The sequence below is a fragment of the Burkholderia pseudomultivorans genome (assembly GCF_902499075.1).
GTDB classification, from domain to species: Bacteria; Pseudomonadota; Gammaproteobacteria; order Burkholderiales; family Burkholderiaceae; genus Burkholderia; species Burkholderia pseudomultivorans.
Map to the genome: position 1 here is coordinate 1 of NZ_CABVPP010000002.1, position 15,205 is coordinate 15,205.

General features: G+C 68.2%; 17 protein-coding genes. 8 read left to right on the forward strand and 9 right to left on the reverse strand.

Going from position 1 to position 15,205, the window contains the following annotated elements:
• The 3 genes from BST28156_RS02315 to BST28156_RS02325 form a co-directional block, all read right to left on the reverse strand.
• Positions 1 to 344, reverse strand: a 344-nt coding sequence (locus BST28156_RS02315; protein ID WP_217451805.1) for an anti-sigma factor family protein, incomplete at its 3' end; no start/stop codon positions are given.
• Positions 334 to 975 carry an RNA polymerase sigma factor gene (locus tag BST28156_RS02320; protein ID WP_174901374.1) on the reverse strand — a complete coding sequence of 214 codons (642 nt, stop codon included), beginning with the start codon at positions 973 to 975 and terminating at the stop codon, positions 334 to 336. The genes BST28156_RS02315 and BST28156_RS02320, both read right to left, overlap by 11 nt.
• Positions 976 to 1,159: 184 nt before the next feature.
• A complete protein-coding gene (locus BST28156_RS02325; RefSeq protein WP_060239486.1) occupies positions 1,160 to 2,071 on the reverse strand; it encodes a LysR family transcriptional regulator in 912 nt (303 codons plus the stop codon).
• 270 nt (positions 2,072 to 2,341) lie between these two features.
• On the opposite strand from BST28156_RS02325, the gene gcl reads away from it, so the two are divergent.
• The 5 genes from gcl to lysM all read left to right on the forward strand — a co-directional run bounded on the left by gcl (position 2,342) and on the right by lysM (position 6,840).
• A complete protein-coding gene (gene gcl / locus BST28156_RS02330; RefSeq protein WP_060239490.1) occupies positions 2,342 to 4,117 on the forward strand; it encodes a glyoxylate carboligase in 1,776 nt (591 codons plus the stop codon).
• 44 nt (positions 4,118 to 4,161) lie between these two features.
• Positions 4,162 to 4,971: a hydroxypyruvate isomerase gene (gene hyi, locus BST28156_RS02335; RefSeq protein ID WP_060239492.1), complete on the forward strand. Its 810-nt coding sequence runs from the start codon at positions 4,162 to 4,164 to the stop codon at positions 4,969 to 4,971.
• A gap of 41 nt (positions 4,972 to 5,012) precedes the next feature.
• Positions 5,013 to 5,903, forward strand: coding sequence for a 2-hydroxy-3-oxopropionate reductase (locus BST28156_RS02340; protein WP_009688288.1), 891 nt, complete (start codon positions 5,013 to 5,015; stop codon positions 5,901 to 5,903).
• Between the two features lie 329 nt (positions 5,904 to 6,232).
• On the forward strand, positions 6,233 to 6,358 hold the full coding sequence (locus tag BST28156_RS34945) for a hypothetical protein (RefSeq protein WP_269145855.1): 126 nt from the start codon (positions 6,233 to 6,235) through the stop codon (positions 6,356 to 6,358).
• Between the two features lie 11 nt (positions 6,359 to 6,369).
• Positions 6,370 to 6,840 (forward strand): peptidoglycan-binding protein LysM, encoded by a 471-nt coding sequence (lysM, locus tag BST28156_RS02345; RefSeq protein WP_174901375.1) that lies wholly within the window; start codon positions 6,370 to 6,372, stop codon positions 6,838 to 6,840.
• A gap of 101 nt (positions 6,841 to 6,941) precedes the next feature.
• Here lysM and BST28156_RS02350 read toward each other — a convergent pair whose 3' ends face one another.
• Complete coding sequence (locus BST28156_RS02350; protein WP_174901376.1) at positions 6,942 to 7,964, reverse strand: asparaginase; 1,023 nt, start codon at positions 7,962 to 7,964, stop codon at positions 6,942 to 6,944.
• A gap of 268 nt (positions 7,965 to 8,232) precedes the next feature.
• Between BST28156_RS02350 and BST28156_RS02355 the strand changes: the two genes are divergently transcribed.
• From BST28156_RS02355 to BST28156_RS02365, 3 genes are all read left to right on the forward strand, one after another.
• The gene (locus tag BST28156_RS02355) at positions 8,233 to 8,523 is read left to right on the forward strand and encodes a PsiF family protein (protein WP_060239501.1); all 291 of its coding nucleotides are present in this window, start codon (positions 8,233 to 8,235) and stop codon (positions 8,521 to 8,523) included.
• Between the two features lie 258 nt (positions 8,524 to 8,781).
• Positions 8,782 to 9,231: a hypothetical protein gene (locus tag BST28156_RS02360; protein WP_060239503.1), complete on the forward strand. Its 450-nt coding sequence runs from the start codon at positions 8,782 to 8,784 to the stop codon at positions 9,229 to 9,231.
• A gap of 225 nt (positions 9,232 to 9,456) precedes the next feature.
• Positions 9,457 to 10,044, forward strand: a complete 588-nt coding sequence (locus tag BST28156_RS02365; RefSeq protein WP_060239506.1) for a BPSL1445 family SYLF domain-containing lipoprotein — start codon at positions 9,457 to 9,459, stop codon at positions 10,042 to 10,044.
• A gap of 99 nt (positions 10,045 to 10,143) precedes the next feature.
• Here BST28156_RS02365 and BST28156_RS02370 read toward each other — a convergent pair whose 3' ends face one another.
• From BST28156_RS02370 to BST28156_RS02390, 5 genes are all read right to left on the reverse strand, one after another.
• Positions 10,144 to 11,208 carry a glycosyltransferase family 4 protein gene (locus BST28156_RS02370; protein WP_060239508.1) on the reverse strand — a complete coding sequence of 355 codons (1,065 nt, stop codon included), beginning with the start codon at positions 11,206 to 11,208 and terminating at the stop codon, positions 10,144 to 10,146.
• A gap of 315 nt (positions 11,209 to 11,523) precedes the next feature.
• Positions 11,524 to 12,702, reverse strand: coding sequence for an AAA family ATPase (locus tag BST28156_RS02375; protein ID WP_060239510.1), 1,179 nt, complete (start codon positions 12,700 to 12,702; stop codon positions 11,524 to 11,526).
• Between the two features lie 34 nt (positions 12,703 to 12,736).
• Positions 12,737 to 13,909 (reverse strand): mechanosensitive ion channel family protein, encoded by a 1,173-nt coding sequence (locus BST28156_RS02380; RefSeq protein ID WP_174901377.1) that lies wholly within the window; start codon positions 13,907 to 13,909, stop codon positions 12,737 to 12,739.
• A gap of 105 nt (positions 13,910 to 14,014) precedes the next feature.
• Entirely contained in the window at positions 14,015 to 14,371 is a 357-nt protein-coding gene (locus BST28156_RS02385; RefSeq protein WP_011885036.1) for a Rap1a/Tai family immunity protein, read from the reverse strand.
• A gap of 118 nt (positions 14,372 to 14,489) precedes the next feature.
• Positions 14,490 to 15,200, reverse strand: coding sequence for an ankyrin repeat domain-containing protein (locus tag BST28156_RS02390; RefSeq protein WP_009689490.1), 711 nt, complete (start codon positions 15,198 to 15,200; stop codon positions 14,490 to 14,492).
• Between the last annotated feature and the right edge of the window lie 5 nt (positions 15,201 to 15,205).

Here is a 15,205-nt window from a genome sequence, read left to right on the forward strand (position 1 = left end):
GGCTGCGGCTGCGGCTGCGGCTGCGGCTGCGGCTGCGGCTGCGGCTGCGGCTGCGATTCGAACCCGGGACGGGACGCCGGTTCCGGCTGCTGCGCTGCGCTGCCGGCCTCCTCCTCCTCCGCCACCAGCAAAGGCAAACCCGCGAGAATGCGCGCACGCAGCGCGTCCGGCGCACGGTGATAGTCCGCCTGCCGCACGGCCCGCGCCAGCGCGACGATCCGCTCGCGCTCGCGACGGCACGCGTCGCACCCTTCGACATGCCGCTGCACACGCAGCGCATCGGGCGCCGACAACTCGCGATCGACGTCCGCATCCAGCAGCGCGCGCGCTTCGTTACAGTCCATCGATCGCCTCCGATGCGGTTCCGCCGGCCGCCGCCCGGCCCGGCCCGGTGCCGGATCGCGGCGCTTGCGGGCCGTCGAGCAGCGCGGCGAGCCGGCGCCGGCCGCGCGCGAGCCGCGACATGACCGTGCCGACCGGCACGTCCGCGATCGCCGCGATCTCGCGGTAGCTCAAATCCTCCATCTCGCGCAGCACCAGCACCTCGCGGTACTCGGCGGGCAGCTTCGCGAGCGCGTCGTTCACGAGCCGGACGTTCTCGCCGCGCAGCAGATGCGCGAGTGGATCCTCGGTCGCCGGCTGCCAGTCGTCGGGCACATCGGCATCGTCGAGCGCCTCGGGCGCCGCGACTTCATGCGCATGCGTACGGCGCCGCCACTCGGTGTACCAGGTGTGGCGCACGATCGTCAGCAACCAGGGCCGCGCGTTGTCGCCGCGGCACGAATCGATGAAGCGCAGCGCACGCACGCAGGCTTCCTGCACGACGTCGTCGGCGTCGCCGGCGCTGCCGCTCAGCCAGCGCGCAAGGTTGTACGCGGCGTCGAGATGCGGCAGCACGAGCGCGCGAAACCGCTCGCCGCGCGCCGCCGCGTCGCGCTCCGACCGCCCATCGACCGCCTGTCCGGCTTGCCCCACATGGCCTCCCTGGTCCCGGCGGCCGAAGCCGCGCCCCTGCTGCGCGACGCCCGGACAGACCGGCTTCGCGCGCGCTCGATGACCTATACCGGCGCTGTGTCGAGTTTATTCCCGCCGCATGCATGCAAAACGGAAAATAACCGGATACCCACGCCGGGACAGGCGCAGACAAGCACTGCCCGCGTTACGGCGTGCTGCTCCAGTAACCGGGGCGCGCATAGGCGTCGCGCAGATAGTCGATGAAATAGCGCACGCGCGCGGGCACATAGCGCTGCTGCGGATAGACCGCAAGAATGTCGTAGTCCGGCAGCGCGTATTCGTCGAGCACGGTCTCGAGTTCGCCCGTTTCGAGCTGGGCGGCGATTTCCCATGTCGAGCGCCAGCCGAGCCCGAGGCCTTCGGCCACCCAGCGATGCAGCAGTTCGCCGTCGTTGCAGTCGAGATTGCCCGTCACGCGCATCGTCACGATCTTGCCGTGACGCTGGAAATACCAGCCGCGGTTCTGCCCGCCCTGCAGGTTGAACGCCAGGCAGTTGTGCTGCAACAGGTCGTCGAGCGACTTCGGCCGTCCGTGCCGGCGAAAGTACTCGGGCGTGCCGCAGACGACGCGCCGGTTCGACGCGAGCTTCACCGCGACGAAGTTCGGATCGACCGCGCCGCCGATCCGGATCGACAGGTCGTAGCCTTCGCGCACCAAGTCGACGACGCGATCGGTCAGGTTGAACGACAGCTGCATCTCGGGCTTGTCGACGAGAAAGCCCGGCGCATGCGGCGCGACGTGCTTGCGGCCGAACGCGGCCGGCGCGGACACGATCAGGTGCCCGCTGACCGCGCGCCGCCCGGCGGCCAGCTCGTTCTCGGCCTGGTCCCACTCGGTGAGCAGCCCGCGGCAGCGTTCGAGGAACGCCGCCCCCTCCTCGCTGACGACCAGCCGCCGCGTCGAGCGATACATCAGCTTCACGCCGAGCCGCTTTTCGAGCGCGTCGATGCGCCGCCCCAGCACGACCGGCGACACGCCCTCCTCGAGCGCCGCCGCCGCCAGGCTCCCCGCGTCCGCCACCCGCACGAACGTCTCGATCTGCTTGAAACGATCCATCCCTGTCTCCGTTCGACCGGGGCCCGCGCGCAGGCAGTCGCACCGGTCCGATGCTTCGACGACGCGCGGATTGCGCAACCGCACCCGATCGCGCGGAGCCCGCGCCTGCCATCCGGCATCGGCGAAAGCCCCGTCCACCCGTCATTCGATACTTTTAGTTTCGAAATAAGCGACTTCGGCTGATCTTATCAAACCTTTCCTGCATCCCTAAAGTGTTCCCAACAGACCGATTACCGAGATCCACCCCATTTCAGGTTCAAGGAGACATTCATGGCCAAGATGAGAGCTGTCGACGCCGCCGTGCTCGTGCTCGAGAAGGAAGGCATCCAGACCGCGTTCGGCGTGCCCGGCGCGGCAATCAACCCGTTCTATTCCGCGATGCGCAAGTCGGGCGGCATCAGCCACGTGCTGGCCCGCCACGTCGAAGGCGCGTCGCACATGGCCGAAGGCTTCACGCGTGCCGCGCCGGGCAACATCGGCGTGTGCATCGGCACGTCGGGCCCGGCCGGCACCGACATGATCACGGGCCTCTACTCGGCATCGGCCGACTCGATTCCGATCCTCGCGATCACGGGCCAGGCGCCGCGCGCGCGTCTCTACAAGGAAGACTTCCAGGCCGTCGACATCGAGTCGATCGCGAAGCCCGTCACCAAGTGGGCCGTCACCGTGCGCGAGCCGGCGCTGGTGCCGCGCGTGTTCCAGCAGGCGTTCCACCTGATGCGCTCGGGCCGCCCGGGCCCGGTGCTGGTCGACCTGCCGATCGACGTGCAGCTCGCCGAGATCGAATTCGACATCGACACCTACGAACCGCTGCCGGTCTACAAGCCCGCGGCGACCCGCGCGCAGATCGAGAAGGCGCTCGCGATGCTCAACGACGCGGACAAGCCGCTGATCGTGTCGGGCGGCGGCGTGCTCAACGCGGCGGCCGAAGACCTGCTCGTGCAGTTCGCCGAAACGATCGGCGTGCCGGTGATCCCGACGCTGATGTCGTGGGGCGCGATTCCGGACGACCATCCGCTGATGGCCGGCATGGTCGGCCTGCAGACGTCGCACCGCTACGGCAACGCGACGATGCTCGCCTCCGACTTCGTGCTCGGCATCGGCAACCGCTGGGCGAACCGCCACACCGGCAGCGTCGAGGTCTACACGAAGGGGCGCAAGTTCGTGCACGTCGACATCGAGCCGACGCAGATCGGCCGCGTGTTCGGCCCGGATCTCGGCATCGTGTCCGATGCGAAGGCCGCGCTCGAGCTGTTCGTCGCGGTGGCCCAGGAATGGAAGGCCGCCGGCAAGCTGAAGGACCGCAGCGCGTGGGTCGCCGAATGCCAGGAGCGCAAGCGCACGCTGCAGCGCAAGACGCACTTCGACAACGTGCCGGTCAAGCCGCAGCGCGTGTACGAGGAAATGAACAAGGTGTTCGGCCGCGATACCTGCTACGTCAGCACGATCGGCCTGTCGCAGATCGCCGCCGCGCAGTTCCTGCACGTGTTCAAGGCGCGCAACTGGATCAACTGCGGCCAGGCCGGCCCGCTCGGCTGGACGATTCCCGCCGCGCTCGGCGTGCGTGCGGCCGATCCGAGCCGCCCGATCGTCGCGCTGTCCGGCGACTACGACTTCCAGTTCATGATCGAGGAGCTGGCGGCCGGCGCGCAGTTCAAGCTGCCCTACGTGCACGTGGTCGTGAACAACTCGTACCTCGGGCTGATCCGCCAGGCGCAGCGCGCGTTCGACATGGACTACTGCGTGCAGCTCGCGTTCGACAACGTGAATGCGCCGGAGCTCAACGGCTATGGCGTCGACCATGTGGCAGTGGCCGAAGGCCTCGGCTGCAAGGCGCTGCGCGTGTTCAAGCCGGAAGAGATCGAACCCGCGCTGAAGCAGGCGCAGTCGCTTGCGGAAGAGTTCAGCGTGCCGGTGGTCGTCGAGGTGATCCTCGAGCGCGTGACGAACATCTCGATGGGCACCGAAATCGACGCGATCAACGAGTTCGAGGAACTTGCCGAGAAGGCCGAGCACGCACCGACCGCGATCTCGATGCTCGACTGACCCGCAGGACATTTTTTGACTGACCGACCGAAGAGGCTTAGCTCATGCCGAAGTTTGCTGCAAACCTGACCATGCTGTTCAACGAAGTACCGTTCCTCGACCGCTTCAAGGCGGCCGCGGACGCGGGCTTCGACGCCGTCGAGTTCCTGTTCCCGTATCCGTACGCGAAGGAGGAACTCGCCGAACGGCTCGAGACGCACCGCCTGCGCCTCGTGCTGCACAACCTGCCGGCCGGCAACTGGGATCAGGGCGAGCGCGGGATCGCGTGCCTGCCCGATCGCATCGGCGAATTCCAGGAAGGCGTCGGCCGCGCGATCGAGTACGCGAAGGCGCTGAAGGTGCCGCAGCTGAACTGTCTCGTCGGCATTCCGTCGGCGAGCACCGCGCGCGACAAGACCTTCGTGACGATCGTCGACAACCTGCGCTTCGCCGCCGATGCGCTGAAGCGCGAAGGCATCCGCCTGCTGGTCGAGCCGTGCAACAGCTTCGACATCCCGGGCTTCGCGCTGAACCGTTCGGCCGAAGGGCTCGACGTGATCCGCGCGGTCGGCTCGGACAACCTGTTCCTGCAGTACGACATCTATCACATGCAGCGCATGGAAGGCGAACTGGCCGCGACGATCGAACGCAACCTCGCGTCGATCGGCCACGTGCAGCTCGCGGACAACCCGGGCCGCAACGAGCCGGGCACCGGCGAGATCAACTACGCGTTCCTGTTCGCGCTGCTCGACCGGCTCGGCTATAACGGTTACGTCGGCTGCGAATACAAGCCCCGCACCACCACGACGGAAGGACTCGGCTGGCTGCAAAGCGTCGCCGGCTGCGCAGCGGGTTCCGCGCGCCGCGCCGCCTGAGCCCCGCCCTTCCCGTTTTCGCCCCTATAGGAGACTTTCACATGGCAACCATCGGTTTCATCGGCCTCGGCATCATGGGCGCGCACATGGCGCGCAACCTGCTCAAGGGCGACCACCAGCTCGTCGTGAACGGCGCGTTCCCGATCCCCGACGACCTGCGTGCGAGCGCGAAGGTCGTCGCGAACTCGACCGAAGTCGCGCAGAACGCGGACATCATCATCTCGATGGTGCCCGATACGCCCGACGTGCGTAACGTGCTGTTCGCCGACGACGGCGTCGCGAAGGGTCTGACGGCCGGCAAGCTCGTGATCGACATGAGCTCGATCTCGCCGCTCGACACGCAGGAGTTCGCGAAGCAGATCAACGCGCTCGGCTGCGACTACCTCGACGCGCCGGTGTCCGGCGGCGAAGTCGGCGCGCGCGAAGCGTCGCTGACGATCATGGTCGGCGGCCCGGAGAAGGCGTTCGAGCGCGCGAAGCCGCTGTTCGAGAAGATGGGCAAGAACATCACGCTCGTCGGCGACAACGGCGCGGGCCAGACCTGCAAGGTCGCGAACCAGATCATCGTCGCGCTGAACATCGAGGCCGTCGGCGAAGCGCTGCTGTTCGCCGCCCGCTCGGGCGCCGATCCGGAGCGCGTGCGCCAGGCGCTGATGGGCGGCTTCGCGGCATCGCGCATCCTCGAGGTGCACGGCGCGCGGATGACCAAGCGCACGTTCGATCCGGGCTTCCGCATCGAGCTGCACCAGAAGGACCTGAACCTCGCGCTCGACGGCGCACGCAAGCTCGGCCTCGCGCTGCCGCACACCGCGAGCGCGCAGCAGCTGTTCAGCGTGTGCGCATCGCACGGCGGCAAGGCATGGGATCACTCGGCGCTCGTGCGCGCGCTCGAGATCATGTCGAACTTCGAGATCGAGAAGACTGCAGGCTGAACGCAGGCCGCGTAACGCGGATGCCATGACGCGCGGTCCGTCGCGATGACGGACGCGCGGGAAACACAGCGCGACGGGCCGCGGCCGGTCGCATCGATGCGCACTGCGCATCACGGTGGGGCGCCCCGCCGCGTATCGCTGATCGCGTGCGCGGCGGGGCGAAAAACGCCGCTCTGGGCTGAGAGCGGCGTGGTGGGGTCCGCAGCGGCACCCGGCGGCGCCGGGGAAGCCTTGGTCGGTCAGACGTCGTCGTCGGGTGTCCGCCTGTCGGATTTCGCGTATTACATTTCTTTACGTTCGGGCGTGCGATTTTTCATGCAATCGTCGTCATGAACGCCTACACTTTCGCCACGCCTTTCGAGAAAACCGCCGCGCCTGCGTTCACCTTCGGTGGCCGCACCCAGCGCGGTGTTTTTTTCGCCACTTCACGGCGCGTTTTCTTTTCAACCACCTAAGGAGTGCAACGATGGGTCTTCTTTCGTTTATTAAAGAGGCGGGTGAAAAACTGCTCGGTCACGCCGACGCGCAAGCGGCGGAAGATCCGAATGCCGCGAACCAGACCGCGGCCGACGCAATCAAGAACTACATCGGCACGCAGGGTCTCGACACGTCGAACCTGACCGTCGCATTCGACGGCGCGTCGCGCACCGTGTCGCTGTCGGGCAGCGTGCCCGATCTCGATACGAAGGCCAAGGTCAAGGTCGCGGCCGGCAACGTGCAGGGCGTCGCGGGCGTCAACGACGACGGCCTGCAGCCGGACGATCCGGAAGTCCAGTACCACGACGTGAAGCCGGGCGACACGCTGTCGGCGATCGCGAAGGAAGTGTACGGCGACGCGAACAAGTATCCGGCGATCTTCGAAGCGAACAAGCCGATGCTGTCGAGCCCGGACCGGATCTACCCGGGCCAGAAGCTCGTGATTCCGCCGCAGTCCTGATCATTCGCGCGGAATCGACGTACGAAAAAAGCAGGCCGCGGCCTGCTTTTTCTATTGGCGCCGCCGAACCGCCCGATCGGCGGCCGTCGGTCAGCGGTCGCTCAGCAGGTATCGAACAGGCGCTGCAGTTCGTCGCGCGCGCCGATGCCGTTCGCGAGCGCGAGCATCAGCAGCACGCGCGCCTTGAACGGGCTCAGCGACCCCGCGCTCACGAAGCCGAGCGCATCGTCGTTCGCGGCGCCGTTGCGCATCACGTGCCCCGAGCCGACGCGCGAGGCACGCACCACGGCAACCCCCGCCTTCACCGCATCGGCCAGCGCCGCCTGCAGCGTGGCGTGGATCGAGCCGTTGCCGGTGCCTGCGACGACGAGCCCGCGCACGCCGGCCGCAACGAACGCATCGACGGCCGTGCGCGTCGCGCCCGCGTAGCTCGCGACGACGTCGACCGGCGGCCATGCATCGGCGATCGCCAGCCGCGCATCGCGCGAACGCGTGACGCGGCGCGCGAATTCGACGCGGCCGTCCTGCACCCAGCCGAGCGCGCCGAGCTCCGGCGAATGGAACGCATCGACCGCGTAGGTGCTCGTCTTCACGACGTCGCGCGCGCCGTGGATGCGGTTGTTGAACGCGACCAGCACGCCCTGCCCGCGCGCGGCCGGATCGGCGGCGACCGTCACCGCGTTCAGCAGGTTCAGCGGGCCGTCGGACGACAGCGCGGTCGCCGGGCGCATCGCGGCCGTCAGCACGACGGGCTTGTCGCCGCTCGCGACCAGGTGCAGTGCGTATGCGGTTTCCTCGAGCGTATCGGTGCCGTGCGTGATCACGATGCCGTCGACCGCCGGATCGGCGCTCAGCGCGGCGACGCGCGCGGCCAGCGTGTTCCATAGCGGCAGCGCGAGATCCTTGCTGTCGATGCTGGCGACCTGTTCGGCGTCGACGCGCGCGACCGTCGCGAGCGCGGGCACCGCGTCGAGCAGGAAATTGACGCCGAGCGCGCCGGCCTGGTAGCCGGCCGTGCTGGCCGCGTCCGGCGCGGCGCCGGCGATGGTGCCGCCGGTGGCGAGCACAACGATGCGCGGCAGGAGCGCCGCGGACGAAGGGGAAGCGGAATTCGGAGTATTCATGGCCGCGATTGTAATGGCTGGCGGCCGGATTCCGGCGGAATCGGCGATGCCGCCGCGCCGCGCGCTCATGGTTTATCCCGATCGCTGTGCCACGCGGGACGTCAACGCTCGCGCGGCCGGCGGCGTTATAGGAAGTGCCGTTTTGGTGTTTTCACATTGATTTGCCATAATCGGAACGCGCAATGCGATGCGACCCTACCCTGTGTCGCACGGCTTGCGCTTCGTGACGGCGTCGATAACACGCAATTCACCCCATGGGAGTGTCGAAATGAAAATCCAATCGCTCGTAGCCGCAGTGCTTCTCGGCGGCATGCTGGCTTCCCCCGCCTTCGCGGCGAACAGCCAGCAGGACAAGATGAAGGCCTGCAACACGCAGGCAGCCGGCAAGACGGGCGATGAACGCAAGGCGTTCATGAAGGACTGCCTGTCGGCGAAGCCTGCGAAGAAGATGAGCCAGCAGGAAAAGATGAAGGCCTGCAACATGCAGGCAGCCGACAAGAAGGGCGACGACCGCAAGGCGTTCATGAAGAGCTGCCTGAGCAACCAGCCGGCCGCCTGAGTCCCGGCGCTCCCGCCTCGGATGCCGCGCACCGCTTCGGCGGGCGCGGCATTTTTGTTTTGGTTGCACGCGCATCGACGCGCGATGCCGCGATCCGCACCGCACGCTCCGGCGCACGGCGTGCGTCCGCTCCAACATGGTGCGGCAATTCGCCGCGTTTTCTTCTATGATGGCTGCAACGCGGCCCATCCAAGTACAAGAAGCGCCATCGGGCCGCCCTCGAGACGGACGCGCACGCCGCGTCAAACGGAGGCTTGGATGGCATGGAGACAACACCGCTGGTTCCGCCGCTGGGTGATCGTGATCGTGTTCTGGGCCGTGCCCGTCGCGATCGTCGCCGTGCGCGAGATCCGCGAGGAGATGGCCTACAACAAGGCCGACCTGCAGCTCGCGCTGACCACCTGGCAGCTCACCGACGCGCAGCAGGCGGCAGGCGCCGCCGCGAAGTGTCACGGCGAGCCCGACGAGGCGCGCGCGGCCGGCTGCCCGGCCGACGTGCTGGCCGCCAACGCGCCGCGCCAGCAGGCCGCCCGCGACGAATACGTGGTGCGCCGCAATACGCTCGCGAGCTATCTGTGGCACGCGTTCGTCGGCTACTGGGTCGTGCCGGCGGCGTTCCTGTTCGCGTGCGGCGTCGTGATCGCGCTGATCCGCCGCGCGCTGCGGCGCCCGCCGATCAAGCCGCCCGTCCCGCCGGTTACGCACTGACGCGGCTCGTCTGCGTCGCTCGCTTTCCTCGCCCTCCCAGCGGGGCGCGCGGCGTGTCGACGCCCGCGCGCCGGTGCGTCCGTTGGCGCGCCGCGACACCGCGCGCGATTTGACGCTTTTTCACGCCGGAATGAAAAGCGGCTGTAATCCGCTGTGATATAACTGCCGACGGGGTCCGCTCCCTGAGCGAGACTCACTCCGAACATCATCCGATGGAGAAGAACGATGCAAAAACGGAATCTTGTGCTGAAAGCCGCCGCTGCGCTCATCGTCGGTAGCCTCGCGCTCACCGGTTGTACCACCACCCCCGACAAGCCCGACAACGCCGCGACCAACGCGTCGAAGCGTCAGGCGATCGACTCAAGCGTCGACGCCACGCTGTCGCGCATGTATTCGACGGTCAAGGGTTCGCGCGAACTCGTCGCGAAGTCGCGCGGCGTGCTGGTCTTCCCCGACGTGATCCAGGCCGGCTTCATCGTCGGCGGCCAGTCGGGCAACGGCGCGCTGCGCGTCGGCGGCAGCACGGTCGGCTACTACAACACGTCGTCGCTGTCGGTCGGCCTGCAGGCCGGTGCGCAGTCGAAGGCGATCGTGTTCCTGTTCATGACGCAGCAGGCGCTCGACGAATTCCGCGGCTCGGACGGCTGGGCCGCCGGCGCCGGCGCATCGGTCGCGCTCGTGAAGATGGGCGCGAACGGCGCAGTCGACACGACCACGGCCACCGCGCCGGTCCAGGTCATCGTGCTGACCAACGCGGGCCTGATGGGCGACGTGTCGATCAACGGCACGAAGGTCACGAAGCTCAAGATCTGACGCCGCGGCGTCCCCGCTCGTCCGCGCCGCGCGCGGACGATGCGCGAACGGCGATGTCCTCGCGGACATCGCCGTTTTTTTATGCGCGTACGGCCTGCGTCAGGTCGTCGAATCGATCACCTTGAAGCGCGAGCGCTTCTGCGCGCGAATCACCGACTGGTAGACCTCGACGTACTGCTGCGCCATCCGGCGCGACGTGAAGCGCTCCTCGAAGCGCTGCCGCACGCGCGCACGCGGCAGCAGGTGCAGCCGGTTCACGGCGGCCACCGCGCTGATCTCGTCCTCGACGATGAAGCCCGACACGCCCTCGTCGATCACTTCCGGCACCGCGCCGCGATTGAACGCGATCACCGGCGTGCCGCACGACATCGCCTCGATCATCACCAGCCCGAACGGCTCCGGCCAGTCGATCGGAAACAGCAGCGCATGCGCGCCGGACAGGAATTCGGCCTTCTGGTGATCGGCGATTTCGCCGATGTACTCGACATGCGGCAGCGCGAACAGCGGCTTGATTTCGCGATCGAAGTACTCCTGGTCGGCCGAGTCGATCTTCGCGGCGATCCGGATCGGCAGCCCGCACTGGGCGGCGATCCGGATCGCGGTATCGACGCGCTTCTCGGGCGAGATGCGGCCGAGGAACGCGAGATAGCGCGGCTCGACCGGCTGCGGCATGTAAAGCGTGTCCGGCAGCCCGTGGTAGACGGTCGTCAGCCATTTCGCCTGCGGCAGCGGCTGGCGCTGCGCGTTCGAGATCGAGATCACCGGTGCCGTGTTGAAGGTGTCGAACACCGGCTGCTGCTCGGGCAGGTCGAGCCGGCCGTGCAGCGTGGTCAGGTACGGCGTTTCCTGGCGGTTGAAGACCGAGAACGAGTAGTAGTCCATGTGGAAATGGAGCACGTCGAAGTCCTTCGCACGGCGCGCGACCGTCTCCATCAGCAGCATGTGAGGCGCAATCCGGTCGCGGATCGACGAGTCGAGCCGCAGCGCGCGCGGCCAGACCGGCTCGAGCGTCGCCCGCGTCGTCGAATCGCCGCTCGCGAACAGCGTCACATCGTGGCCGAGATCGACGAGCGCCTCGGTGATGTAGGACACGACGCGCTCCGTGCCGCCGTACAGCTTCGGCGGCACGGATTCGGTCAGCGGGGCGATCTGGGCAATTCTCATGGTCCACGTCTCCTGTGTCGGCGCGTTGGCGCGTGCTCCGGCCCGATATCTGCCGGGACCGGCCGGCGGCAGGACCGGCGCGGGCGCGTCCGTCCCTGCTTGTTCAGCGACCGGCGCCCGGCGGGCCCGCGCCGGCTCGCCGCGCAATTCCCGCGCCCGGCGCCGGCCCCCGGACTCGCAAAGCCGACCGGCACAGTGCCGGTCGACTATCCCGTTATTATTCGCGATCCCGATACGGGGCGTCGACCGTCTTGCATTTTATGGGCGTTGTTACAGACCGGATACATTCGTCCGGACGAGCCGGGTCGCATCGGTTCAACGCGACGGCCATTTCCACGGCGGCAGGTCGCGCGTGTCCGCGTCGACCAGCGTAGTCGCGCCGAGTTGCTTGTCGAGCACCAGCGACTCGCAAGCGGGCTCGCGCTCGAGCGTCGCGATCAGCCGCGCCGCGTGCGACACGACGATCACCTGCGAATGCCGCGCGGCCTGCGCGATCAGGCGGCCGAGCGCCGGCAGCAGATCGGGATGCAGGCTCGTTTCCGGTTCGTTCAGCACCATCAGCGCGGGCGGCCGCGGCGTCAGCAGCGCCGCCGCGAGCAGCAGGTAGCGCAGCGTGCCGTCCGACAGTTCGGCCGCCCCCAGCGGCCGCAGCAGCCCCGGCTGGCGCATCAGCACGTCGAAGCGGCCGCGCCCGCCCGGATTGTCGATGTCGATCGAGGCGCCAGGAAACGCGTCGTCGATCGCCGCGTCGAGCGCCGCGCCGTCGCCGATCTCGCGGATCGTCTGCAGCGCGGCGGCCAGGTCCGCGCCGTCGTCGGCCAGCACCGGCGTGTGCGTGCCGATCTGCGATTGCCGCGCGGGCGCCTGCGCGTCCGTGCGGAAATGGTCGTAGAAGCGCCACGAGCGGATCCGCTCGCGCACCGCGATCATCTCCGGCGCGCCGGTCGGGTCCGCGAACTCCGTCATCATGCTGTCGAAGCTCGCGACGGGCTGCGGGATCGTGCGCCAGTCGCCGGACCCGGCGCGCGCCCGGATCTGCGCGCCCTGCCGGTCGACCAGCAGCGTCGACGGACGCAGCAGCGGGCCGCCCCAGATGCATTCGCGCTTGATCACCGGATCGAGCGCGAACATCGACGCGTCGTTCTTCACCGGCAGCCCGAGATCGATCGCGTAGCCGAAGTCGTCGCACGCGAAGCCGAGCTTCAGGCTCACGGGCCCGTTGCGTACCGTGCCGGTCACCGGCACGTCGCCGGCCAGCATCGCGCGGGAAAAGCGCTCGGGCCCGGCCCACAGCGTCGACGGCAGACCGCCCTCGCGCGCGAGCGACGGGATCACGCGACCCTGCGCGGTATCGGCGAGCAGCCGCAGCGCGCGGTACACGCTCGACTTGCCGCTGCCGTTCGGCCCGGTGACGACGTTCAGCGCCGCCAGCGGCACGATCAGCTCGCGCAGCGAGCGGTAATGGGCAACGGCAAGCGTCTTCAGCGCGGTCATGGCGATAGAGATAACGATAACGAGACGGCCGCCGTCAGCGGCCGTCGGCGGCCTTCGGATCGGCCGCCGTATTGGCCGCCGTGCTCGCGGCCGGCGGCCGCGCGTGCGGCCGTTCGGGATTCGGTTCGTCGGGCGCCGATTCGTGCGGATACAGCTCCATCCGGCTGCGCGGCAGGCATTGCGGGTAATGCCGCTGCAGGTGCGCGATCAGCCCTTCGCGTACGCGGCAGCGCAGGTCCCAGCACAGCGACGAATCGGCCGCGCTGACCAGCGCGCGCAACTGCATCGTGCGCTCGGTGGCGTCGGTGACTTGCAGCACCTGCACGCGGCCGTCCCATTCGGGCGCGGCGTGGACGAGCCGCGCAAGCTCCTCGCGCAGCGGCGCGAGCGGGGTCCGGTAGTCGACCGACAGATACACCGTGCCGATGATCTCGGAACTGCTGCGCGTCCAGTTCGTAAACGGGTTTTCGATGATCCACTGCAGCGGCACGACGAGGCGCCGCTGGTCCCACAGCCGCACCGATACGAACGAGCCGGTGATTTCCTCGATGCGGCCCCACTCGCCCTGGATCACGACCACGTCGTCGAGCCGGATCGGCTGCGTCAGCGCGATCTGCAGCCCGGCGATCAGATTGCCGAGCACCGGCCGCGCGGCGATACCGGCGACCAGGCCCGCGACGCCGGCCGACGCGAGCAGGCTCGCGCCGACCTGCCGCACGTTCGGAAACGTCATCAGCGCGGCGCCGGTGCCGATGATCACGATCAGCACCATCACGGTCCGCACCAGCACCTTCGCCTGCGTATGGATGCGCCGCGCGTGCAGGTTGTCGGCGGTATCGATCGGATGCGCCTGGATGATCGCGTCGCCGACGCCGGCCGCAAGCCGCACCAGCAGCCAGGTCAGCGAGACGATCGAGCCGACCGCCGCGGCCGTGCGCATCCCGCGCACGAACGACATGCCGTCGTCGGCCTGCAGCCACAGGAATTCGAGCGCAAGCAGCGCAAGGACGACGAGCGACGGCTTGTCGATGTAGCGCAGCATCACGCTCATCAGCGGATACGGTTGCGCGACCCGCTTGACGATGCGCGCACCGAGACGATGCACGACCGTGACGACCAGCACGACGACGACCGACACGAACAGCGTGCCGAGCCATGAATGCAGCGGCGCATCGGCGATGCGCTGCAACTCCTCGATTGAAATCATCGGCGCCCGGGATGCTTCGGTTATGAGGCGCGCAGGCCTCGTCCTGGATGCGTCGGCGAGGTCCGGCGCAGGCGCGGCACACGCCCACCCGGACACGGCTTCAGATCAGTTGCCGCCCCTGCACGGGAACGCCTTGCCGAGACCGAGCGACACCGCGGTGCTCGCGTTGTAGTCGGCCAGCTTCGGATTTTCCGCGATGTACTTGCGCACCGCGTCGGTCATCTGCTGCGCGCGGATGTCGGGCGGCAGACAGAAATACTGACCGACGCGCGGCCCGGTCGTGCCGCCGATCGCGTCGATGGTGTTGTAGACGCCGTCGGCGGCGCCTTCGATGTAGGCTGCGCACGACGCCCGCGACTTGACGTCCGTCTTCGCGCACAGCCGGTCGAGATCCGCGCCCGTGAACGCCGCCGCCGACAGCGGCACGGCAAACGCCGCGGCACAAAACATAGCCCGCAACATGGTGTTCCTTATGTCAATGCGGCCCGAGACCGCTCACTGCCTTGACCGGCGCGGCGCCGGGCGCCCTTCGCCGCCCCGCCGAGGGGCGGCGCAACGCACCCGGCCGCGCCGAAAACCGTCATTTTGCACTCTTTTGCGCATCTGCCGGCGCCGATGCACCGATCCGCACCGTGCGCTTGCTGAGGATGTCGATCGCGTCCGGCGCCTTGTAGTGCTTCGCGAACTCGAGCGCGGTGATGCCGAGCTGGTTCTTCACCTGCGGATCGGCGCCCTGGTCGAGCAGCAGGTTGACCGTCGACGCATGGTTGCCGCGCGCGGCCATCATCAGCGGCGTCGTGCCGTTCGGCGACGCTGTGTCGATATACGCGTCGTGGTCGAGCAGGATCCTGACGACCGCGTCCTGGCCGTTGGTGGCCGCGTAGTGCAGCGGCGCCCAGCCCTTCTTGCTGACTTCGGCGCCCTTGTCGATCAGCAGCTTGACGAGCCCGACGTCGCCGTTCAGCGACGCGAGCATCAGCGCGTTCTCGCCGGCCTTGTCTTCCTTCTCGAGGTCGACGTTCGGCGTCGTCGCGAGCGCCGCCGCGACCTTGTCGGATTTCTCGCGCGCGGCGATCACCAGCAGCGGATCGCCGTTCGGCGCAACGGTGTTCGGATCGAGCTTGCCGCTCTTGAGCTGCTTGCCGATGTCGTCGATGTCGTCGAACTTGACGGCCTTGACGATCGCGTCGAGCGACTCGGCATGCGCGCCGGCGGCGGCGAACAGGCCGCTCGCGACGAGCGCGGCGGCGACGAGTGCGCGTTTCGGCAGAGAGTTGGTCGGCTTCGTCATTGTTG